The sequence below is a fragment of the Mesorhizobium sp. NPDC059025 genome, assembly GCF_042739655.1.
Classification (GTDB): Bacteria; Pseudomonadota; Alphaproteobacteria; order Rhizobiales; family Rhizobiaceae; genus Mesorhizobium.
Genome location: NZ_JBHYIM010000007.1, coordinates 133,749 through 155,235, shown reverse-complemented (window position 1 = coordinate 155,235; position 21,487 = coordinate 133,749). Strand labels below are relative to the sequence as shown.

Genomic DNA, 21,487 nt, shown 5'->3' with positions numbered 1-21,487 from the left:
ATGCCTATGCGGCCCGCGGTACAACCCGGTAAGCACAGCGGCGGGCGCCGGCCAGGATATGGTCCAGTCGCTCGATATCGGCATCCGGACCGATGATATCCTGGAAGACCGCGAGTTCCGAACGGCAGAAATTCTGGCAGGCGGCGGCGGCGGCGCAGATCGGGCAATGGTTCTCGATCAGCATGAATGCGCCGTCTTCCTCGCGCCATTCGGCCATGTAGCCTTCACGCGAGCGGATTTCGGCGAGTTTCGACACGCGCTCCTTCAGACTGGCGATGCCATCCATCTCGCGTCGATAGCTCGCCAGCGTCTCGCTTTCGCGGGCCTCGATCAGTTTTTCGAGGCCGGCAGGTCCGAACGTGCTTTGTACCGCGCGCAGCAGTTGCACCGTCAATTCAGCATGTGCATCGGGGAAACGGGCATTGCCGGCCTCGGTCAGCTGCCACAATTGGACTGGCCGGCCGACGCCGCGCGTTTCGGCGTGCGCTTCGACAAGACCTTCGGCTGCCAGCTTGGCAAGCTGCTGGCGCGCGTTTTCTCCAGTCGTGCCCAGGGCCGCACCAAAATCCGAGGCCGTCTGCGGTCCCCGTGTCTTGAGCAGTGTCAGCAGGCGGTCGGCTGCCGAGCGTGGGGTACGCGATTTATCCAAGTTCTCGCTTGACATATTCGGGATGTGCTCAATATTTACCCAAGTCTTATCTTTGAAAATAGTCAACGATGGCGGCCTGCGCAAGCTTGCGTCGTCCGAGGATCCTCCCATGTCCCAAGAACACGAAACCGGCTGGGGTGCTTTGCTCTCCGGCTCGAATGCCGTCGCCTCGCTGGCACTCGCTGGCGGCGTGGCGCTTCATGCCATCAATGTCTATGTCGCCACCACCATCCTGCCCTCAGTGGTCAAGGATATCGGCGGTATCGACTATTATGCCTGGAACACGACGATCTTCGTCGCGACTTCCATCCTGGGCTCCGCCCTTTCGGCCAAATTGCTCGGCGTGGCGGGACCGCGTGGCGCCTATCTGGTGGCCGCCCTTGTCTTTGCCGCCGGCACGCTGTTGTGCGGTTTCGCGCCCTCCATGCCGGCGTTGCTCGCCGGTCGTGCGGTGCAAGGGTTCGGTGGCGGATTTCTGTTCGCGCTTTCCTACGCCATGATCCGCATCGTCTTCCCTGAAGCGCTATGGCCGCGTGCGATGGGGCTGATATCGGGCATGTGGGGCGTAGCCACCCTGGTTGGCCCGGCCATCGGTGGTGTCTTTGCCGAATATGGCGTCTGGCGGGCGGCATTCTGGTCGCTGGCGCCGATCGCCATCCTGTTTGCCATACTGGCGGTCGTCGTTCTGCCGGCGCAAAGCCCTGACAGGAATGAACGCACGACAGTGCCGATCCTGCAACTGGCACTGCTGCTGGGTGCGGTGCTCGCGGTGTCGGCCGGCAGCGTGTCGCCCGATCCCGCCTACAATCTCTATGGGCTTGGCGCGGCCATCGTGCTGATCGCGCTGTTGATCGCTGTCGAGAGCCGTGCCCGCAACCGGCTGCTGCCCCGCGGGTCGTTCCGGCCCTCGACGGCGCTTGGCGCGCTTTTCGCCACCATGGCTCTGCTCGGCGTCACGGTGACCGGTTCGGAAATCTTCATCCCGTTGTTCCTTCAGGTGCTCTATGAACAGACGCCGCTGATCGCCGGCTATCTCGCCGCCATCATGTCGGCCGGCTGGACGCTGGGCTCGATCTGGAGTTCAGGCGCCGAGGGCAAGGGCATCGACCGGGCCATCTTCGCTGCGCCCCTGTTCAGCTTCATTGGTATGGCGGCACTCGCCGGACTCTTTCCGCTGGGCAGTGGGCATGACTGGCTGTTGCTGGCCCCGATCTGCGTGGCCTTCGCGGCCATCGGCCTGGGTGTCGGTATCGCCTGGCCGCATATCCTGACGCGCATCTTCAAGGCGGCGCCCGAGGATGAACAGGACATCACATCGGCTTCCATCTCGACCGTCACGCTGTTTGCAACCGCATTCGGAGCGGCACTGGCCGGCATGGTCGCCAACCTCGGTGGCCTGCTCGACCCAGGCGGGATCGCAGGTACGGCCAGTGCATCGCGCTGGTTGTTCGGCCTGTTCGCGCTGGCGCCGCTGACCTGTTTCATCACGGTCCGGCAGGTGGCGCGGACTTGCCCCGTGAAAAGCGATCCCGCAGCGGCCGTGGCGGAACCAGGAGCGGCCTGAGTTGGTCACGACTGAGCTGGTTAACGCCCGGGCCGGCAACGGTTCGGGCGTTTTCCTTTTGGTAATGTTGCAATGCAGCAAAGCATTGCTGCCATGCAAAAGCGTCTGTTCAACAAATGAGCAGGAATGCCTATTTGAGCGTCATACAGATGATTGTGAAACTTAGGAGGGACAGATGAACCTGATCCGCAGCTACAAGAATTGGCGCCGTTACACCCAGACCGTTCGCGAACTGAGCCGTCTCAACAACCGCGAACTGGACGATCTCGGCATCAGCCGCTCTGACATCGAAAAGGTCGCTCGCGCGGCTATCTAAGCAGAGCCGACGCCTGGCGCGGTTTATCTGCGCCGCCGGTTCCGAGCCCGCTGGACCCTGTCCGGCGGGTTTTGTTTTGGGACGAGCCTTCTGGCTCCCACTCCAACAAAAATGGCCACGGCATCGCTGCCGTGGCCATTTTCTTGCTCGGGCGGGAGGTCACCCGGGGCAGGGAGTTCAAGCGGCGCACCGTTTTGTGGAAACGGCGACCGCTCTATCTCTTGGTTTGCCGCCATTCCGGACGGCAAACCGGCAAGCATCTTCCTGGAACTGCTCAGTTCGTCTTGACGCTGTTGCCGAGGTTCAGGAACAGGGTCTCACCGGAGGAGTCGTCGACGCCGTCATTGTCGGTGACGACATAGGCGTTGCCCTGCTTGTCGATGGTGAAGCCTTCGACCTTGTCGACGACATAGCCGTTGGTGGCCGACTTCAGATCGGGCAGCAGGTCACGCACCAGTGTCTTTTCGACCACCGGCAGTTCACCACCGAGTTTCGCCGGCTTGAAGCCGTCGAGCGCCACGCTGTAGATGCGTTTCACCCTGGCTTCCGAACCGATCAGGTTGTCACGCTCGATGACATAGAACTTGCCGTCATGGGCTGTGATCTCCGACAGGCCCATCCAGCCCTTTTCGGCCTTCTCCAACGGATAGCGCACGGCGGACCATTCCTTGGTCTTCGGCTTGTAGGCGAGCAGCTTTACCTGGCCCTTGGGATCGTCCTTCCACTCGCGCTGGACGGCTGCGACCAGGGTGAGGTCGTCGCCCTCGCCTATGGTTGTGATGCCTTCGAGACCGAAGCGCGTCTCGTTGGGCAACAGTTCCGCCGGGAAGGGGATCTCCTGCTTGATCTCGCCCTTTTCGTCGACGCGGTAGATGGCGTGCGGCACCAGCTTTTCGCTATTGCCCTCCGAAGCCAGCCAGAAACCACCCTTGCCGTCCGGCGTGATGCCTTCGAGATCGAGCTTCTGGGCCGGGTTGCCGTTGCGGGTGACGACGATCTTGCCGGTGATCTTCGCCGGCGCCTGGGTGGCGTCGATCATGTAGATCGCGGGCTGATTGCCGTAGGCCGAATCCGAAATCGCGTAGAGCTTGCCTGCGGCTTCCGGATCCGCGGCAAGACCGGACAGCGCCCCCCAGCCGAGCGGCGCGCCCTTGTCGGTGAGGCCGGCCGTGATCATCGGATAGGCAGGCTTGCCTTCGGCGCGTTCGAAAACCATGACATGCGAGCGGGCGAGGCCGTCTTCGCCGAGGTCGGTTTCATTGGCCGTCACGAAGAGGTTGCGCGCCGGGATGGCGAGCAGGCCTTCAGGGCCGATGCCGGAAGGCAGGGCCTGCAGGAACTTCGGCTCGGCGCCGGTGTCCTGATAGACGCCGACGAGAGAGGCGCGCTCGGCGCCGACGAACAGCAGCTTGCTGTCGCCATAGGTGCCGACTTCGACGCCTTCCGGCTCGATGCCCTTCTTGTTGCGATGCTCCGGATAGTGGCCGAGATTGGCGGCTTCGTATTCGAAGCTCGTGCCGGATTCGTAGAGCACCTCACCCTTCTTCGAGAAGATGGTGAAGCCGCGCGAACCGCCCTTCCAGTCGCCTTCATTGGCGGTGACAAGGCGATCGTTGTCGAGCCACTTGACCGCGTCGGGCTCACGCTTCTGGTTCTCCAGCTTGCCGGAGAAGTTGAACGCGCCATCTTTCTTGGTGTCGATGTTTTCCAGCGTGACCGCGCCTGCCGAGAAATGCGACACGACCTTGGCGGTCTTCGCATCGATGATGGCGATGTGGTTGTTTTCCTGCAGCGTCAGCGCGATCTCGCCAGCCTCGTTGAAGGCGACGAATTCCGGCTCGGCATCTTCGGGCGCGATTTCGGACAGGCCGGTGACGTCCACGGTCTTGATGCCAGCGCAATCTGGCACGCCGGCGGCGATCGGCACTATCTTGAGGTTGCCGGACGGCAGCTGCGGCAGGGCGCCCTCGTTGATTTCCTCGTCGCGTTCATTTTCGATGGCGACAGCCAGGAATTTGCCATCCTTGCTCAGCGCCACGGAATCGGGCTGGCCGCCGAGATCGCAGCTCGCCTCGATCTTCTTGGAGACGATGTCGATGACGGTCAGGTTGCCCGAGGGTTCGGTCTTGGTCTTCGACGTGTTCACGCCGGCCAGCACCTTGCCGCCGGCGACGGTGACGGAAGTGGGCTCGCCGTCGATCTTGACAAGGCCACCGGCCTTCGGTGCCTTCGGATCGGTGATGTCGACAAAGCCGACCGCGCCATAAGGGCTGTCGGAATAGACCAGCGTGTTGCCGTCTTCGCTGGTCGTGATGATTTCAGCCGAGGTCTTCGCTTTCTTGTCGGCATCGGCGGGCAGGTTCTCGGCAACGGCAAAAGTGGCAATGCGGTTGAAAACCTGGTCGGCATGTGCGGGCAGGGCGGCTGAAGCGGCAAGCGTCGCGGTCAGTGCCAGAAGGATGGAAGAGCGGGGCATCGTTGATCTCTCGCAGAGCATGGGAACCATCCTCCCATGAGCGAGCCACATTTCAGCGGCATGACGGAAACATGAAGCTTCGAAGACAATCTGGATCGACGGCAGATTGTCATCGGTCGACGTTTTCCACCCGATCCGTAAAAACGTTGCGATCAGGTCCGTTAACCGCTATATACGGCGCGATTTCCCTTACTGGTGGCCTCAAACCACCGCCCGCGCGGGAACGCGGGCGAACGAGAAGGATTTTCTAAATGGCCAACACGCTTCTGATGCCCAAGGCGACCGCTGTCTGGCTGGTCGACAATACAGCGCTTTCCTTCGACCAGATCGCGCAGTTCTGCTCGTTGCACCCTCTCGAGGTGAAGGCGATCGCCGACGGCGAATCCGCACAGGGCATCAAGGGCATGGACCCGATCATGACCGGTCAGCTGTCGCGTGAAGAGATTGCTCGCGGCGAGAAGGATTCCATGCACCGCCTCAAGCTGTCGGACCCGAAGGTTCGCGTGCCGGAATCCAAGCGCAAGGGCCCACGCTATACGCCGCTGTCCAAGCGCCAGGATCGTCCGAATGCCATTCTCTGGCTGGTGCGCAACCATCCGGAACTGAAGGATGCGCAGATCTCGCGTCTCGTCGGCACGACCAAGTCGACCATCGAGCAGATCCGTGAGCGCAAGCACTGGAACTCGGCCAATCTGGCGCCGATGGACCCGGTTACCCTGGGGCTTTGCTCGCAGATCGACCTCGACCTGGAAGTGCAGCGCGCCTCGCGCGGCCGCGAACAGGTTCAACCGGTCGGCGATACCTTGCTGCCGGCTGCACTCACCGAGCGCCTCGTGCCCGAAATGGACAAGCCGAAGGCAGAGGACGAGGAACTCGACGCCAATGCCGTGTTCGCCAAGCTCTCGGCACTGAAGGGCAAGACCGAAGAGGAAGAAGAGGAATAGCCGCGCCTCCCTGGCAGCGCGCTGTCAGGGACTGTTTTTCGCGGCGTAGCCGTCCATGAACGCCGACACCGCGGCGTCCACACTTTGTTCGATCTCGGATTCGCTCGGCGCCGGCTGGATGTTCCAGATCGTGCGCCTGAGCAACCACCCGGCGCACATTTCGAGAAACTGCTCGATGGCGACCGCCGGATCGGCGCGACGCAGCACGCCGGCATCCATTGCGTTGTCGAAAATCCCGGCGGCCATGCGATATCCCGGCGTGATGGCGTCATCAAATGCCTTGCCGATGTCTGGAAAACGCAACGCCTCGGCGGCTGCGAGCCGCTGCAGGGATATATAGTCCGGCGAGGTGATCCGCTTTACCGTTGCGATGCCGAACCATGCCAGCCAGGCTCGGAATTCCGAAGGCTCGGCACTGGTGTCGTAGACACCACCACCTGCCTCGACCACGCCGTCAACGACAGCCAGCAACAACTGCTCCTTCGATTGGAAGTGATTGTAGAGCGTCGTCTTGGAGCCTCCGACCGCCGCGGCGATCTGTGACATCGACGTGCCGGCGTAGCCGGCCTGAAAAAACAACTGCCGGGCTATCGCCACGATCTCTGCCCGCTTGCGCGCTACACTTGCGGAAAGAACACTTTCCCTTGCCATCGGATGCCCCACAGATCAGCTCTTGACTGGACCGTACAGTACGGTTTAAAACCGTACGGTACGGTCCATTTTAATAGCGTCGGATGTGTGGATTGTCGAGGCCAGAGACACTGGTTTTCGGCTTCGCTTCGCTGCGTCCGCGCCAGGACCGTATCTGGCCCTGCAAGGAGAAGATCAATGCGAGTTGAACCCTACCTCTACTTCAACGGCCGTTGCGAAGAAGCGGTCGAATTCTATCGTCAGTCGGTCGGTGCGACGCTGAATGTCCTGACGCGGTTCAAGGACGTTCCCGGTTCGCAAGCACCGGCTGGTGCCGAGAACAAGATCCTGCACGCCGATCTGAAGATCGGCGAGACCACGATACTTGCTTCGGACGGAGAGTGCGACGGCAAGCCCAACTTCCAGGGCTTCTCGCTCGCCATCACGGCAGGAAAGGATGCAGATGCCGACCAGTTGTTCGAAGCATTTTGCGATGGTGGCCGGATCCAGGTGCCGCTGACGGCGACACCCTTTGCGTCACGCTTCGGCATGGTCGCCGATCGCTTCGGCGTGTTGTGGACGATCGTCGCCTACGGACAAACCGCCGGTGTCCAAAGCTAGCAGTCTTTCTGCAGACGATACATCGGACCAGAAACCACTTCGGCTTCTGGTCCGATGCTCTGGATGCAGGAGCAAGGCAAGAGGGCTACGCGCCTCTTGCGGTAGGGCCCATGCCATAGGCTTCGCTGCGCTCGACCGCGCGGTAGAAATCGGCGAGCTGCTTGCCGCGTTCCGGCTTGAAGATACGGCCGGCAATATCGAGCGACGCGATGCGGTCGATGCGGAAGGCGCGGAAATCATCCCGCATTTCACACCAGGCAACCAGCGTCCAGACCTTGCCCCAGAACCACAGTCCGAGCGGGCGCACGTCGCGTGCGGTGCTGCGTCCAGCTTCATCATTATAGTCTATGGTCAGAACCTGGCGCTTCTCGATCGACCGTTCGATCAGATCGATCGCTTCACGCGCGGCGTCGCTCACCACCCACATCGGCGTGTGGATTTCAGTGCGGGCAATACGATCCTTCTCGGTATCCGGCAGGACAGCGCCGATCTTGACCAATGCTTCGTCGGCTGCACGCGCCATGGTGGCTCCACCGAAGGCACGCACCATACGGGCACCGGCAACCAGCGCAACGATCTCGTCACGGGTGAACATCAGCGGCGGAAGGTCGAACCCCTCCCGCATCATGTAACCAACGCCCGCCTCGCCATCGATCGGTACGCCGGTCGACTGCAAATCGGCGATGTCGCGATAGATGGTGCGCTCGGATACTTCGAGCCACGTGCCGAGCTTCTGTGCGGTGACGAGACGGCCGCCGCGCAGATGCTGGACAATCTGGAAAAGCCTGTCGGCACGTCGCATCGTCTTGATCCTCTAAGGTTCCAACCCTTCGCGCCCGCGCTGCCTGGCGACAAACGCGGCGCCGAAGGACAATCGCTTCGTCGTAGGCGTCCTCGAACTGAGCACCCGCCAGAAGGGTGTGATGTCGGCGAGCGCGGCGCCGCGCTCGAGGTCTTCCGCGGCTGCCTCCGCTATCGTGCGCAGATGGTAGCCGATGGTGACAGGACAGGTGACTTCGGCGCCATGCTCGATGGCCAGCGCCGTCCGCAGCGCCCGCACATCCATCTCGACACCTTGCGGAATCGAGCGGATGAAATCGTCCACCTGCCTTGGCGTCGGCACGAGCATCGGCTGGCCCTCGACCACGTCACTCATCGTGCGTGGCGTCGGTCTGATGCCGTTGATGCCGGGCGTGTTCAGCCTCTCCGTCCAGCTCTTGACCATCGTCCCATCCGTTCGAACGAAAACACTCGTTCCATTCTGTCAGTATGGCATTGTGCTCCTGACAGCATATTGTCAGGAGCTTGCACCGTACTCCCGCGCGAACAGTGCGCGCATCTCGGTCAGCTCGGATTGTTTGCCAGGATACAGCGCGCCAATGAATTCCTTGGCAAAGGTTCCCGGCGCTGACCCCGGCGCCGATATGATCGTCCGATCGGCCACCGCATGCGGCACGTCATTGTAACGCTCCGCACCGGCATAAGTGGGCAGGTGCGCAAGGATCCAGTCGCGACCATTGCTGGTGTGGGCATGACCCTTGAACAGGCCAGCGCGCGCCAGCGCCAGCGTGCCGGCGCAGATGCCACCGACAATGCCGCCGCGTGCCGCAACGGCGTTGACCAGGCCCGACACGTCCGGTGCACCATCGCCGGTCCAGACATCGGAGCCGATGACGGCAACCGCATCGAGGTCGGTATTCTCCGCGCTGTCGATAGACCGTTGCGGCGTCAGCTGAAAACCACTCGTCGAGGTAACCGGGTCGCCGCCTGGACTCAGGGAGATAGCTTGAGCGCCGAACCATTCGACTGCAGAAGCCGCCAAAAGTCCGTATTCCCAATCGGCGAAGCGATTGATGAAGACGAAACCGATCTTCTTGCTGTCCGCCATGATCCTGTCCCCTCCCGATCCGGTCACGTACGCCCCATGGCGTTCCGCGACCTTCAGACGGCTGGCGCATGCTTTCCTGGAATGCGTTCCAATTGGATCATGCGCAGCGGCCGTGGTTCCTTACTTGGGTGTGACAATCTGTCAATCCAAGGGTTTGCTAAAAAAAGTCGCTCGGAGCAATTCCAGGAAAGTGCGTAGCGGCATTCAGTCCGGAATTGAGCCAAGGCAAAGTGTCGGAGCGTTTCCGTGAAAACGGAAACGCTCTAGTCCTCGCGGCGGCGCAGGCCGCTGTACATATCCGGCCAGCCGATGTCCGAGCGGATGTCGGCCGACAGGCTGTTCAACAGCCGTTCGGTGCGGATCTCGTTGCGGATCGTACGGATCTTGCCGACATAACGATGCAGCGAATCGATGATGGCGAAACGGTTCATGACAGCCTCCTTCATTTGATGGAGACATCATCGCATACCCCTCCTGACAGCAGTCTGTCAGGAGTGCAGAAGGCGGTTTACGCGCCTATTCCGCGAGCCTTCAGAGCCTGCGCGATCTCCTCCAGAATGGCAGGATCATCGATGGTCGCCGGCATTTTCCACTCTTCGCTGTCGGCGATTTTCTGCATGGTGCCGCGCAGGATCTTGCCGGAACGCGTCTTGGGCAATCGCTTGATGGTGACCACCGTCTTGAAGGCAGCGACGGGACCAATACGGTCGCGTACCAGCGCCACGGCTTCCTTTTCGACCGCACCGTCCTCGCGCATTGCCCCGGCATTGAGAACGACCAGCCCAAGCGGCACCTGTCCCTTCATCGCATCGGCGATGCCGATGACCGCGCATTCGGCGACGTCGGGATGTTCCGCCAGCACCTCCTCCATGGCACCCGTCGACAGGCGGTGGCCGGCGACGTTGATGATGTCGTCGGTGCGGGCCATCACGAAGAAATAGCCGTCCTCGTCGACCATGCCGGCATCGGCTGTCTTGTAATGGCCGGGGAACTCGTCGAGATAGGACTGGCGGAAGCGCTTGTCCGCCTTCCACAGCGTCGGCAGGCAACCCGGCGGCAGCGGCAGTTTCAGCACGACATTGCCGAGTGTGCCCGTCGCCAGCTCATGGCCGGCATCATCGAGCACGCGGATGTCGTAACCGGGCATTGGTACGCCAGGCGAGCCGTACTTCACCGGCAGCATGCCCAGGCCGACCGGATTCTGCGTGATCGGTGCGCCGGTCTCGGTCTGCCACCAATGGTCGATCACCGGCACTTTCAGGTTGCGTTCCGCCCATTTGATGGTCTCGGGATCGGCGCGCTCTCCCGCCAGGAACAGGGTACGGAATTTCGAAAGGTCGTGATCCGGTATGAGCAGCCCCTGCGGATCCTGTCCCTTGATGGCGCGGAAGGCGGTCGGGGCAGTGAAAAGCGCTGCAACACCATGATCGGCGATGACGCGCCAGAAGGTGCCGGCATCGGGCGTACCGACCGGCTTGCCTTCGAACATCACCGTCGTGCAGCCGGCAAGCAGCGGTGCGTAGACGATGTAGGAATGACCCACCACCCAGCCGACATCGGAGGCTGCCCAGAAGACCTCGCCTGGCCTGACGCCGAACTCGTTCTCCATAGTCCATCGCAGCATGACCATATGGCCGCCATTGTCGCGCACCACGCCCTTGGGCTGGCCGGTGGTGCCGGATGTGTAGAGCACGTACAGCGGGTCGGTCGCTGCGACGCGAACACAGTCGACCCAGGCACCGGCGGCGCGTTCGCGCGCCACCTGATCGGCAAGATCAAAGTCGCGACCGGGATTAAGTTCGCAGCGCAGTTCCTCGCGCTGAAGCACAAGGCAGGCATCCGGCTTGTGGCGAGCCAGTTCGATGGCACCGTCGAGCAACGGCTTATAGGGGACGACACGTCCGGGCTCGATGCCGCAGGAGGCGGACACGATGACTTTCGGTGTCGCGTCGTCGATGCGGGTTGCGAGTTCGCGCGCGGCAAAGCCGCCGAAGACCACGGAATGGACAGCGCCGAGACGGGCGCAGGCGAGCATGGCGATCGCCGCCTCGGGCACCATCGGCATGTAGATGATGACGCGGTCGCCCTTGCGCACGCCCCGGTTCCAGAGCGCCGAAGCGGTGGCCACCACCTCGCGCATCAGTTCGGCATAGGTGTAGCGGGTGACCTTGCCGCTGTAGGCACTGTCATGGATCAGCGCCAGCTGGTCGGCGCGGCCACCGGTGACGTGACGATCAACGGCGTTGTAGCAGGTATTGCAGACGGCGCCGGTAAACCAGCGGCCATAAACGTCCTCGCGCGGATCGAAGACACGGTCCCAGCGGCGATACCAGTCGATCGCCTCCGCCGCCCTGGCCCAGAAGGCATCCGGGTCGCGTTTCCAGTCGGCATAGACCCCATGGTAGCGGCTGGCCATCCCGTCCCCTCCCTGCCTTTCTTCCCAGAGCGTTTCCGTTTTCACGAAAACGCTCCAACTCTTTGTTGTGTGCAATTCCGCACCGAAAACCGCTATGCACTTTTCCTGGAATTGCTGTGGAAGGAAATCTAGCGTCTGCGTGCCCTCAGCGTCTATCTGACTAAGGGCGGTGACGAGGTTCGCACAGCCTTTGACAGCCGGCTCCTGCCCTGCTCAAAAAGCGACCATGTCGAAGCTGCTCGCGCTCATCATTCTCGCCATGATGGCTATCCAGGTCATCAAGCCGCTTGGCCTGCCAGGGCTGAGGCGCCGGCGCGATTGCTGGAAACTTGCGGTCGCCGCTCTCGCCGCCATTTCACTGACGGCCCTGCTCGGACACCAGTGGTAGCTACAGGTGCCGTCAGGCGCCTTCGTCGTCCCCAACCACAAAGCGCAGCAGATGTTCGGCCCAGGCACGGTAGCCGGCCGCAGAGGCATGGAAGCCGTCGCTGGCGAAACCTGCCTCGGGGTTGGTGATCGGCAAGCGCGATGCGGGCACCGCGCCGCGCTCATAACACAGCCGCGTGCCCATGCGGTTCATTTCCTGGGCGCGGATTTCCAGGATCTTGCCAAGCAGCGACGGCATCGCCGGCGCGCGCGTGAATTCCAGCACCGGCGACCAGACCACCCGTGCTTCCGGCCACTTGGCGCGCAAGGCATAGAGCAGCCCGCCGAATTCCTTCTTGAAGCGCGCGACCGAGTGGAAATTCTTGGTGTCGTTGGTGCCGATGCAAAGCACGATGTGGGTCCAGGCATCTGCCGAAAGGTTGGGCAGGACGTGATCGCGGATCTGGCCCGACGTCGCCGAGTTGAATCCGGCGGCGCGCCAGCGCACGGCTTGCCCGGTCTGCTCGGAGATCAACGTGGCCAGTTGCGCCGCCAGACCATCCTCGGAACGGCCGATGCCGACCGAGGCGGCGGAGGAATCACCCAGGACCAGAAGGGAGAGGGGCGGCTTCCTGCCGGTTATCTCATGCATGACCGGACCTGAGGCCGGCAACATGCGCGTGGTCCTGCGGCGCACGCCAATGCCCTGCCAGACATAGACGGGCAGTGCGAACCAGGTAAGCAGGGCGGCGATACGGGACATGTCAAGCTCGATGCGATTACCAACCAAGCCTTAGCGCAGGACAGGCGACAGATGAATAGGCAGCCTGCGCTTAGCCTCTTGCCGCTGCGTCAGCCCGAATACTCTCCGCTCTGGTGACAACAACTGCCTTCTGCTGTCGTGGTGTCCTCGTATTCGTCGTGCAGGCGCACCCAGTCGATCATGCCGTGATAGGGGCCGTTTTCATTGCGGCCCTTTGGGGTCATGTCGAGATAGTCGTAGGTCGTGATCAGCGGCTCGCCGCCGCGTGCCCGTGACACGAAGGTGAGGAAGATATTGCCGGCGTCGTCCTTGAAGAAGACGCTGATGCCCGGCAGGTCGCGGATGGTGATCGGGCGTGTCTCGAAATTGTAGATGGTCTCGCCGGCCGCGATCTGCTTGTCGGTGTAGGACACCTGCATGTCGAAGTTGAAGTCGCTTGCGTAGGACGACACCATGTCGAATTTCCAGCCCATGCGTTTCCGGAACGGCAGCAGTTCGGCAAGCGGGGCCCGTGCCACGACCACCAGGGACACGTCATGGTGGCGCAGGTGCTGGTTGGCGCCGTCGATGTGGTCGCACAGGAACGAACAGCCTTCGCAATAGTGGTTGCCGCCCGGTCCCAGCATGAAATGATAGACGATGAGCTGGCTGTTGTTGCCGAACATGTCGGCGAGGTCTCTCGGCCCGGACCCGGTCTCGAAGACGTAGTCCTTCCGTATCTTCAGCCACGGCAATTCGCGCCGTTCCACGGCGATCCTGTCGCGCAGGCGTGTCAGTTCCTTCTCGCGTTTCAGATGTTCCTTGTGGGCACGAAACCACTCGTCATGCGGGACGATCTTGCGCTTGGACATGGATCTACTCCTTTCCCCATCGCCCAAGGACGTATGGAGAGCGTCCATTTCGACATCTGTAGTCAAATATTTCGGCTGGCGGGATTTGCTCTGCTCAGAATAAAAAAACCCGGGCGCGTGGCCCGGGTTTCGAAAAACAATTGCCGTTGTCTCAGGCAGCTGCCTTCTTGGCACGCGATGCCTCGAAGATGCTGTCGATCGCCGAACCCAGAGCCGTGTTGAATTCGCTGTCGCTCTGGCCAGCCGACAGACCTTCGGTCAAGGCGCGCGAGAAGCTGGCGATGATGCCATCGTTCTGTTTCAGCTTGGCATTGGCGTCATCGCGCGAATAGCCGCCGGACAAGGCGACGACACGCATGACGCGCGGATCGTCGACCAGCGGCTTGTAGAGGTTCGGCTTGGTCGGCAGCGTCAGCTTCAGCATGACCTGCTTGCCGGCCGGCACCTGGTCGAGATGCTTGCGAATTTCCGCAAGCAGGATGTCCTCGGCTTCAGCCTTGTCCGGGATCGAGATCGTGACTTCGGGCTCGATGATCGGGACGAGGCCATGCGCCAGCACCTGCTTGCCGATTTCGAACTGCTGGTCGACGACGGCCGCAATGCCCTTGGGGTTCGCCGCGTCGATCACCGACCGTTCCTTGGTGCCGAAAATCCCCTTGGCGACGGCACGCTTCAGCAGAGCGTCGAGGGTCGGCATCGGCTTCATCAGCTTGACGCCATCCTGAGCCTCGGCCAGACCCTGGTCGATCTTCAGGAAGGGCACGACATGGCGCTTTTCCCAGAGATACTGTGCGGTCGGTGTACCATCGATGTCGCGATCCATCGTCTGTTCGAACAGGATCGCGCCCATGACCTTGTCACCGGTGAAGGCGGGCGACTTGATGATGCGCGCGCGCATCTGATGAACGAGGTCGAACATTTCGGCGTCGTTCGACCAGGCGCTTTCGTCGACGCCGTACAGCTTGAGCGCTTTTGGCGTGGAACCGCCCGACTGATCGAGCGCTGCAATGAAGCCGTCCTTGTGTGCGGCCTGCGCAGCCATGTCCTTGTTCATCTCACCACTCATCTATTGCCTCCTGATTGTCTGCCCGGGCGAATATCAGAAGAGTTTTTGCGATGGAATGCCAGCAAAAACCTTGAATCGATTGAAAGATATCACTTGCGATGTGGAAGTGTTTCAGCCCGCAAGAGGTAAGACGAGCAAAAACGATAAAGCGGAATGCAATCACGAGGATCGCAATTCCGCTTATCTCCTTGTTTTGCCACGAGGCCTGGATCTGAAAGGTCTGTCGACTGGTTCGCCGGCTTTCAGTCCGGGATCCGATGCTAGGCCTTAAGCACCTCGACACCCGGCAACGGCTTGCCCTCCATCCATTCCAGGAAGGCCCCCCCAGCGGTCGAGACATAGGTGAAGTCATCGGCCACGCCGGCATGGTTGAGCGCGGCGACCGTATCACCGCCGCCAGCCACCGACACAAGCTTGCCGGCCCTGGTGCGGGCAGCCGCATGCCGGGCTGCGGAAACGGTCGCCTTGTCGAAGGGCTCGATCTCGAAGGCACCGAGCGGGCCGTTCCACACCAGCGTGGCGGCGCGATCGATCCACTGATTGACGGCCTCGACGGTCTTTTCGCCGACATCCAGGATCATGGCATCTGCCGGCACGTTGTCGATGGCGACGGTCTCGTTGGCAGCACCCGCCTTGAACTCGCGCGCAACAACACCGTCCACCGGCAGGATGATGGCGCAGCCGGCGGTTGCCGCCTCGATCATGATCTGCTTGGCCGTGCTGGCGAGATCGTGCTCGCACAGCGACTTGCCGACATCGGTGCCGCGGGCTGCGAGGAAGGTGTTGGCCATGCCGCCGCCGATGACGAGGGCATCGACCTTCTTCACCAGATTCATGAGCAGGTCGATCTTGGTCGAGACCTTGGCGCCGCCGACAATGGCGATGACCGGCTTCACCGGTGCGCCGAGGCCTTTTTCCAGGGCCTCCAGCTCCGCCTGCATGGTGCGGCCGGCAAAAGCCGGCAGTGCACGGGCGAGACCTTCGGTCGAACAGTGAGCGCGATGCGCGGCGGAGAAAGCGTCATTGACGTAGATGTCGCCGAGCGCGGCGAACTGTTCGGTCAATGCCGGGTCGTTCTTTTCCTCGCCCTTGTAGAAGCGGGTGTTTTCCAGGAGCAGCACGTCGCCGTCCTTGAGCTCGGCCACCGCCTGTTCGGCCTTCTCGCCAACGCAGTCGTCGGCGAAAGCAACCGGGCGCCCAAGCACCCCGGAGGTGGCGTTGGCGATCGGGCGCAGCGACAGTTCCGGCGAGGGGCCATCCTTCGGGCGGCCGAAATGGGCGAGCAGGATGACCTTTGCGCCCTTGTCCGACAGTTCCCGGATCGTCGGCACAACGCGTTCGATGCGGGTAAGGTCGCTGACCTTGCCGTCGGCGACCGGTACGTTGAGATCGACGCGCACCAGGACGCGCTTGCCGCTCACGTCGCTGAGGTCGTCCAGTGTCTTGAAGCCAGCCATGCGGGTCCCTTCAGAAGCAATTCGCGGAAAAGTGTGTAACGGTTTTCCGTCCGGAATTGCGAAAAAACGAAGTGTCAGAGCATTTCCACATTTCCGTGAAAACGGAAACGCTCCAGCGAAAAGATGCCGGACCTTACCGGCCAAAATCGGCGATGCAAGACCGCATGACTGCATGGCGGAAAATATCTCGCCATAAGCTGACGTCAGGCCGGCTGCTTGGCGTCGTCGTCTTTGCGAACAGCTTCGCCGGAGCCTGCTGCTGAACCTTCGTTTTCAGCAGCAGGCTCCGATCTGGCGGGTTTGCGCAGGTTGCGGATGAAGCCGGCTATGCGATCGAAAAGCTCGCCGCCGCTGAGGAAGACGGGAACCTTGGCCACCGGCGCTGTCGGTTCGAAGGAAAGGCCAAGGCTGGTGATACGGCCCTTGTCGTCAACGTCGCGCACGATCAATTCGATCGATCCCAGCGAGACGCGATCGGCATATTCGGCGTGCCCGTCGAGCCGTTCCGTCACAAGGGCACCGATGGTGAGCTTGCGCTCTTCCTCGGTCAGGCCGGGGCCATAGGCCAGCTCGAGTTCCTCGGCTGGTCGCGCGGGGTCGACGGCGAAAGCACCGAAGAAATCCGCGTCCTCGGGGTCGACCACCGCGCGGCTGGCGAACAGCTTGTCGATCAGGCGCGGATAGCGGTCGGGTACGAAGATGTAGACGTTGTCGCCTGCCTGCAGGCGGCCCATGTCCTGGAATCGCATGGAACGGCCATCGCGTACCACCAGCGAAGGCCGTGCCCAGCGCGGGATGCGCTCGCCGCGCGCCACCGGGCTGCCTGCGACGACACGATAGGCGAGCAGTTCGTGATGGGCAGAGCCGGGCAATTCGAGTTCGACCTTGTCGAGCGGGCCGATGCGGGCGGGAACGATGAGGCCGAGGCGACGGGCCAGTGGTCCAACTGTCCAACCCTGCACCACCAGCGACACCAGCACGATGATGAAGGCGGCGTTGAAGATCACGCGGCCATGTTCCAGGCCGCCCAGCAGCGGGGTGATGGCGAGCAGGATGGAGACGGCGCCGCGCAAACCGACCCACGAGATAAAGGCCACCTCGGGGCGCGGCAGGCGGAACGGTAAAAGACACAGCCACACGGCCAGGGGACGTGCGATGAAGATCAGGAACAGGCCCAGCAGAATGGCCGGCAGCAGGATTGCCGGGAACTGCGACGGCGTGGCGAACAGGCCGAGCACCAGGAACATGATGATCTGTGCCAGCCAGGACATGCCGTCCTGGAAGCGTTTCAGGATGGTGACGGCACGGATGTCGGAATTGCCGGCGACAAGGCCGGCCAGATAGACGGCGAGGAAACCGGAGCCACCGATGGCGCCGGCCGCCGCAAAGACCATCAGGGAAAGGGTCAGAACGAAGATCGGCAAAAGGCCGTGGTCGAGATTGAGCCGATCGACCAGACGCACGATGGCCATGCCGCCGACAATGCCGGCCGCTGCTCCCAGTCCCATGTTGAGGACAAAGCCGAGAGCAAGGTCGGCGAGCAGTACAGGTGCTTCGGGATTGGCGCCTGCCGCGATGACCTCGACCAGCGTGATGGTGAGGAAGATGGCGATCGGATCATTGGTGCCGGACTCCACTTCCAGCGTCGAGCGCACGCGCTCGCGAAGATTGATCTCGCCTGCGCGCAGCAGGAAGAAGACCGCGGCTGCATCCGTCGAGGCGACCGAAGCGCCAAGCAGGAAGGATTCCAGCCAGTTCAGGTCGAGCAGATAGAAGGCAGCGACACCGAAGACAGCGGTGGTCAAAACGACACCGATGGTGGCAAGCGAAAGCGCTGGCCCCGCAGCCTGGCGCAGGATTTTCAAAGGCGTGCCGAAGCCGGAATCGAACAGGATGACGGCGAGGGCCAGGGAACCGACAAAATAGGCGACCCTGGCATTGTCGAAGGCGATGCCCAGCCCATCGACGCCCGTGGCGAGGCCGATACCCAGGAAGAGCAACAACAGCGGGGCACCGAAACGGAAGGCGATAAGGCTCGAGAACGCGGCGGCCACCACCAGTCCGGTGCCGATCAGCGTCGCGAGATAGATCGCATGCTCCATCCGGTCTTTGTCCCTCACCCTTCACTGATTTCCGCTTTACGGGAGAGTGGGGCGAAGACATGGCCGGTGCAAGGCGTGACGATGATTTTTTGACCTAGCACGCTGACTTTCATGCTTTTTTGGCTCCGGGACGCTCCAACGAAAAACGCCCGGCAGAGCCGGGCGTTTGGAAAAGCAAACGAAGCTTGCGATCAGGCGATCGTCTTGGCCATGGCCACTGCGGTGTCGGCCATGCGGTTGGAGAAGCCCCACTCGTTGTCGTACCAGGACATGACACGCACCAGATTGTCCTCGATGACCTTGGTCTGGTCGAGCGCGAAGGTCGAGGAATGCGCGTCGTGGTTGAGGTCGATCGAAACGAGCGGATCCTTGGTGTAGGCGAGGATGCCCTTGAGCGAACCGTCGGCGGCGGCAACCAGCGCGGCATTGACCTCTTCGACGGTGACCGGCTTCTTGGCCACGAACTTGAAGTCGATGACCGAGACGTTCGGGGTCGGCACGCGGATCGAAACGCCGTCCAGCTTGCCCTTGAGCTCCGGCAGCACCAGGCCGACAGCCTTGGCGGCACCGGTCGAGGTCGGGATCATCGACATCGCCGCGGCGCGCGCGCGGTAAAGGTCCTTGTGCATGGTGTCGAGCGTCGGCTGGTCGCCGGTATAGGCGTGGATCGTCGTCATGAAGCCCTTTTCGATGCCGAAGGCGTCGTTGAGCACCTTGGCCACCGGCGCCAGGCAGTTGGTGGTGCAGGAGGCGTTGGAGATGACGATGTGATCCTTGGTGATCTTGTCGTGGTTGACGCCGTAGACGACGGTGAGGTCGGCGCCGTCGGCCGGAGCCGAGACGATCACGCGCTTGGCGCCGGCGGTCAGATGCGCCGAAGCCTTGTCCTTCGACGTGAAGATGCCGGTGCACTCCAGCGCGATGTCGACATTGAGTTCCTTCCAGGGAAGCTGGGCAGGATCCTTGACCGCGGTGACCTTGATCTTCTCATTGCCGATGATGATCTGGTCGCCATCGACCTTCACCTCGTGCGGGAAACGGCCGTGAACGCTGTCGTAGCGCAGCAGGTGGGCATTGGTCTCGACCGGGCCGAGGTCGTTGACGGCAACGACGACGATGTCCTTGCGGCCGGACTCGTAGATGGCGCGCAAAATGTTGCGGCCGATACGGCCAAACCCATTGATGGCAACTCTGACGGTCATGTGTTTCTCCCGGGGAGCGTAAAAAGGCGGATGAAAGGTCCGCCGCCTCAATAAAGGCGGGCGGCTAAAATATCCAGTCGCCCGGCCTGTAGGCTAATCGTTTCAGTCGTCTGGTGCGACGAAACGGCCCGGCGGATCGCTCCGCCGGGAAGACATTGCTAAGCGTGCAGGCGGGCTTCCGCCGCCTTGGCCGCATCCTCGGCGGTGATGCCGAAATGCTTGTAGAGCTGTTCGATCGTGCCGGAAGCGCCGAAGCCGGTCATGCCGACGAAGATGCCGTCGGTGCCGATGATCGGGTCCCAGCCCTGGCGAATGCCGGCTTCGATGGCGACCTTCACCTTGGCCTTGCCGATGATCTTCGCGCGATACGCCTCGTCCTGCTGGAAGAACAGCTCGAAGCAGGGAATGGAGACGACGCGGGTCGGGTGGCCATGACCCTGCAGCAGGGTGCGGGCGCCGAGCGCGATCTCGATTTCGGAGCCGGTGGCGAAGATGGTGACGGCGGCTTCACCGCCTTCAGCCGCTGCCAGCTCGTAGGCGCCCTTGGCGCAGAGATTCTCTGCCACATATTCGGTGCGCACGGCAGGCAGGTTCTGGCGGGTCAGTGCCAGCGTCGACGGTGTCTTCTCCGATTCCAGCGCCAGCTGCCAGCACTCGGCGGCCTCTGTGGCATCAGCCGGACGGAAGACGAGGTGGTTCGGAATGGCGCGCAGGGCGGCCAGATGTTCGACCGGCTGGTGGGTCGGGCCGTCTTCGCCGAGGCCGATCGAATCGTGCGTCATCACGAAGATCGAGCGGATGCCCATCAGCGAGGCAAGGCGCATCGCCGGACGGGCATAGTCGGTGAAGCACATGAAGGTGCCGCCGTAGGGGATGATGCCGCCATGCAGCGTCAGGCCGTTCATGGCCGCGGCCATGCCGAGTTCGCGGATGCCGTAATGCACGTAGCGCTGGCCGTAGTCGTTCGGCGTGATCGCCTTGGTCTGGCTGGTCTTGGTGTTGTTGGAGCCGGTCAGGTCGGCTGAGCCGCCGATGGTCTCGGGCACCGCGCCGTTGATGACTTCCAACGCCATTTCGGATGACTTGCGGGTGGCAACCTTCGGTTTGTCGACAGCCAGCTTCTTCTTGTAGTCGGCGATGACGGCGTCGAAATCCTGCGGCAGCTTGCCGGCGTTGCGGCGCTCGAACTCGGCGCGCTGCTTGGCATCGGTCTTGGCAAGGCGGCCTTCCCATTCCGTGCGCTTGCTGGCGCCGGCTTCGCCGGCGGTGCGCCAGGCCGAAAGGATGTCGGACGGAATTTCGAAAGGCGGCGATTCCCAATTGAAGAACTTTCGCGCGCCGGCGATCTCTTCGGCGCCGAGCGGCGAGCCGTGCACCTTGTTGGTGCCTGCCTTGGTCGGTGCGCCGAAACCGATGGTGGTCTTGGCGGCGATCAACGTCGGCTTGTCGGAATGGCGGGCGGCTTCGATGGCGTAGGCGATCGCTTCCGGATCGTGGCCGTCGACATGCATCGCATTCCAGCCCGAGGCCTGGAAACGCGCGACCTGGTCGGTGGAGTCGGACAGCGTGACCGGACCGTCGATGGAGATGTTGTTGTTGTCCCAGAACACGATCAGCTTGTTCAGCTTGAGATGCCCGGCGAGCGAGATCGCTTCCTGGGAAATGCCTTCCATCAGGCAGCCGTCGCCGGCCAGCACATAGGTGTAGTGGTCGACGAGGTCGTTGCCGAAGGCGGCATTCAGGATGCGTTCGCCGAGTGCGAAGCCGACCGAATTGGCGATGCCCTGGCCGAGCGGGCCGGTGGTGGTCTCAATGCCCGAGGCGTGGCCGTATTCGGGATGGCCGGCGGTGCGGGAACCCAGCTGGCGGAAATTCTTGATCTCCTCGATGGTCATATCCTCGTAGCCCGTCAGATAGAGCAGCGAGTAGAGCAGCATCGAGCCATGGCCGGCCGAAAGGATGAAACGATCGCGATCCGGCCAGTGCGGGTTCTTGGCGTCGAACTTCAGGAACCGTGTGAACAGGACGGTCGCAATGTCGGCAGCGCCCATCGGCAGGCCGGGATGGCCGGAATTGGCCTTCTCGACGGCGTCCATGGACAGAAAGCGGATCGCATTGGCCATCCGGTCATGTTGTTCACGCGAAACCATGGTTCCTCCAGCCGTTCGGTTCGGAA

20 protein-coding genes are annotated in these 21,487 nt (G+C 62.3%); 5 read left to right on the top strand and 15 right to left on the bottom strand.

Annotation, left to right across the window (positions count from 1 at the left end; all coding sequences use genetic code 11):
* Positions 1-4: 4 nt before the first annotated feature.
* On the bottom strand, positions 5-664 hold the full coding sequence (locus ACFWYE_RS18320; RefSeq protein ID WP_379073274.1) for a helix-turn-helix transcriptional regulator: 660 nt from the start codon (positions 662-664) through the stop codon (positions 5-7).
* 94 nt (positions 665-758) lie between these two features.
* Here ACFWYE_RS18320 and ACFWYE_RS18315 point away from each other — a divergent pair, with 94 nt between their 5' ends.
* Both ACFWYE_RS18315 and ACFWYE_RS18310 read left to right on the top strand, forming a co-directional pair.
* Positions 759-2,213, top strand: coding sequence for an MFS transporter (locus ACFWYE_RS18315; RefSeq protein ID WP_379066110.1), 1,455 nt, complete (start codon positions 759-761; stop codon positions 2,211-2,213).
* A 175-nt stretch (positions 2,214-2,388) separates the two neighbouring features.
* A complete protein-coding gene (locus tag ACFWYE_RS18310) occupies positions 2,389-2,529 on the top strand; it encodes a DUF1127 domain-containing protein (protein ID WP_129412880.1) in 141 nt (46 codons plus the stop codon).
* A 274-nt stretch (positions 2,530-2,803) separates the two neighbouring features.
* On the opposite strand, the gene ACFWYE_RS18305 is transcribed toward ACFWYE_RS18310, so the two are convergent.
* The gene (locus tag ACFWYE_RS18305; RefSeq protein WP_379113313.1) at positions 2,804-5,005 is read right to left on the bottom strand and encodes an esterase-like activity of phytase family protein; all 2,202 of its coding nucleotides are present in this window, start codon (positions 5,003-5,005) and stop codon (positions 2,804-2,806) included.
* A 251-nt stretch (positions 5,006-5,256) separates the two neighbouring features.
* Between ACFWYE_RS18305 and ACFWYE_RS18300 the strand changes: the two genes are divergently transcribed.
* Complete coding sequence (locus ACFWYE_RS18300; RefSeq protein WP_379066116.1) at positions 5,257-5,949, top strand: DUF1013 domain-containing protein; 693 nt, start codon at positions 5,257-5,259, stop codon at positions 5,947-5,949.
* 24 nt (positions 5,950-5,973) lie between these two features.
* On the opposite strand, the gene ACFWYE_RS18295 is transcribed toward ACFWYE_RS18300, so the two are convergent.
* A complete protein-coding gene (locus ACFWYE_RS18295; protein ID WP_379066120.1) occupies positions 5,974-6,600 on the bottom strand; it encodes a TetR/AcrR family transcriptional regulator in 627 nt (208 codons plus the stop codon).
* 177 nt (positions 6,601-6,777) lie between these two features.
* On the opposite strand from ACFWYE_RS18295, the gene ACFWYE_RS18290 reads away from it, so the two are divergent.
* Entirely contained in the window at positions 6,778-7,200 is a 423-nt protein-coding gene (locus tag ACFWYE_RS18290; RefSeq protein ID WP_379113311.1) for a VOC family protein, read from the top strand.
* 85 nt (positions 7,201-7,285) lie between these two features.
* Here ACFWYE_RS18290 and ACFWYE_RS18285 read toward each other — a convergent pair whose 3' ends face one another.
* From ACFWYE_RS18285 to ACFWYE_RS18265, 5 genes are all read right to left on the bottom strand, one after another.
* Entirely contained in the window at positions 7,286-8,002 is a 717-nt protein-coding gene (locus ACFWYE_RS18285) for a YafY family protein (RefSeq protein ID WP_129412885.1), read from the bottom strand.
* A gap of 12 nt (positions 8,003-8,014) precedes the next feature.
* Complete coding sequence (locus ACFWYE_RS18280) at positions 8,015-8,425, bottom strand: hypothetical protein (RefSeq protein ID WP_379066126.1); 411 nt, start codon at positions 8,423-8,425, stop codon at positions 8,015-8,017.
* A gap of 72 nt (positions 8,426-8,497) precedes the next feature.
* Positions 8,498-9,088, bottom strand: coding sequence for a DJ-1/PfpI family protein (locus tag ACFWYE_RS18275; protein WP_379113309.1), 591 nt, complete (start codon positions 9,086-9,088; stop codon positions 8,498-8,500).
* Between the two features lie 263 nt (positions 9,089-9,351).
* Complete coding sequence (locus ACFWYE_RS18270) at positions 9,352-9,519, bottom strand: hypothetical protein (protein ID WP_165358141.1); 168 nt, start codon at positions 9,517-9,519, stop codon at positions 9,352-9,354.
* Between the two features lie 77 nt (positions 9,520-9,596).
* Positions 9,597-11,504, bottom strand: a complete 1,908-nt coding sequence (locus ACFWYE_RS18265) for a propionyl-CoA synthetase (protein ID WP_379113308.1) — start codon at positions 11,502-11,504, stop codon at positions 9,597-9,599.
* 226 nt (positions 11,505-11,730) lie between these two features.
* Here ACFWYE_RS18265 and ACFWYE_RS18260 point away from each other — a divergent pair, with 226 nt between their 5' ends.
* Positions 11,731-11,892 (top strand): hypothetical protein, encoded by a 162-nt coding sequence (locus ACFWYE_RS18260; protein ID WP_165358142.1) that lies wholly within the window; start codon positions 11,731-11,733, stop codon positions 11,890-11,892.
* A 12-nt stretch (positions 11,893-11,904) separates the two neighbouring features.
* On the opposite strand, the gene ACFWYE_RS18255 is transcribed toward ACFWYE_RS18260, so the two are convergent.
* The 7 genes from ACFWYE_RS18255 to tkt all read right to left on the bottom strand — a co-directional run bounded on the left by ACFWYE_RS18255 (position 11,905) and on the right by tkt (position 21,461).
* Complete coding sequence (locus tag ACFWYE_RS18255; RefSeq protein WP_379113306.1) at positions 11,905-12,633, bottom strand: SGNH/GDSL hydrolase family protein; 729 nt, start codon at positions 12,631-12,633, stop codon at positions 11,905-11,907.
* Between the two features lie 89 nt (positions 12,634-12,722).
* Positions 12,723-13,484, bottom strand: coding sequence for a DUF899 domain-containing protein (locus tag ACFWYE_RS18250; protein ID WP_379113304.1), 762 nt, complete (start codon positions 13,482-13,484; stop codon positions 12,723-12,725).
* Positions 13,485-13,635: 151 nt separating this feature from the next.
* On the bottom strand, positions 13,636-14,550 hold the full coding sequence (locus ACFWYE_RS18245; RefSeq protein WP_379066143.1) for a fructose bisphosphate aldolase: 915 nt from the start codon (positions 14,548-14,550) through the stop codon (positions 13,636-13,638).
* A gap of 260 nt (positions 14,551-14,810) precedes the next feature.
* A complete protein-coding gene (locus tag ACFWYE_RS18240) occupies positions 14,811-16,007 on the bottom strand; it encodes a phosphoglycerate kinase (RefSeq protein WP_379113302.1) in 1,197 nt (398 codons plus the stop codon).
* A 203-nt stretch (positions 16,008-16,210) separates the two neighbouring features.
* Positions 16,211-18,109, bottom strand: a complete 1,899-nt coding sequence (locus ACFWYE_RS18235) for a potassium/proton antiporter (RefSeq protein ID WP_379066149.1) — start codon at positions 18,107-18,109, stop codon at positions 16,211-16,213.
* A gap of 191 nt (positions 18,110-18,300) precedes the next feature.
* The gene (gap, locus tag ACFWYE_RS18230) at positions 18,301-19,311 is read right to left on the bottom strand and encodes a type I glyceraldehyde-3-phosphate dehydrogenase (protein WP_379113300.1); all 1,011 of its coding nucleotides are present in this window, start codon (positions 19,309-19,311) and stop codon (positions 18,301-18,303) included.
* A gap of 158 nt (positions 19,312-19,469) precedes the next feature.
* The gene (gene tkt, locus ACFWYE_RS18225; RefSeq protein WP_379113298.1) at positions 19,470-21,461 is read right to left on the bottom strand and encodes a transketolase; all 1,992 of its coding nucleotides are present in this window, start codon (positions 21,459-21,461) and stop codon (positions 19,470-19,472) included.
* Positions 21,462-21,487: the final 26 nt, after the last annotated feature.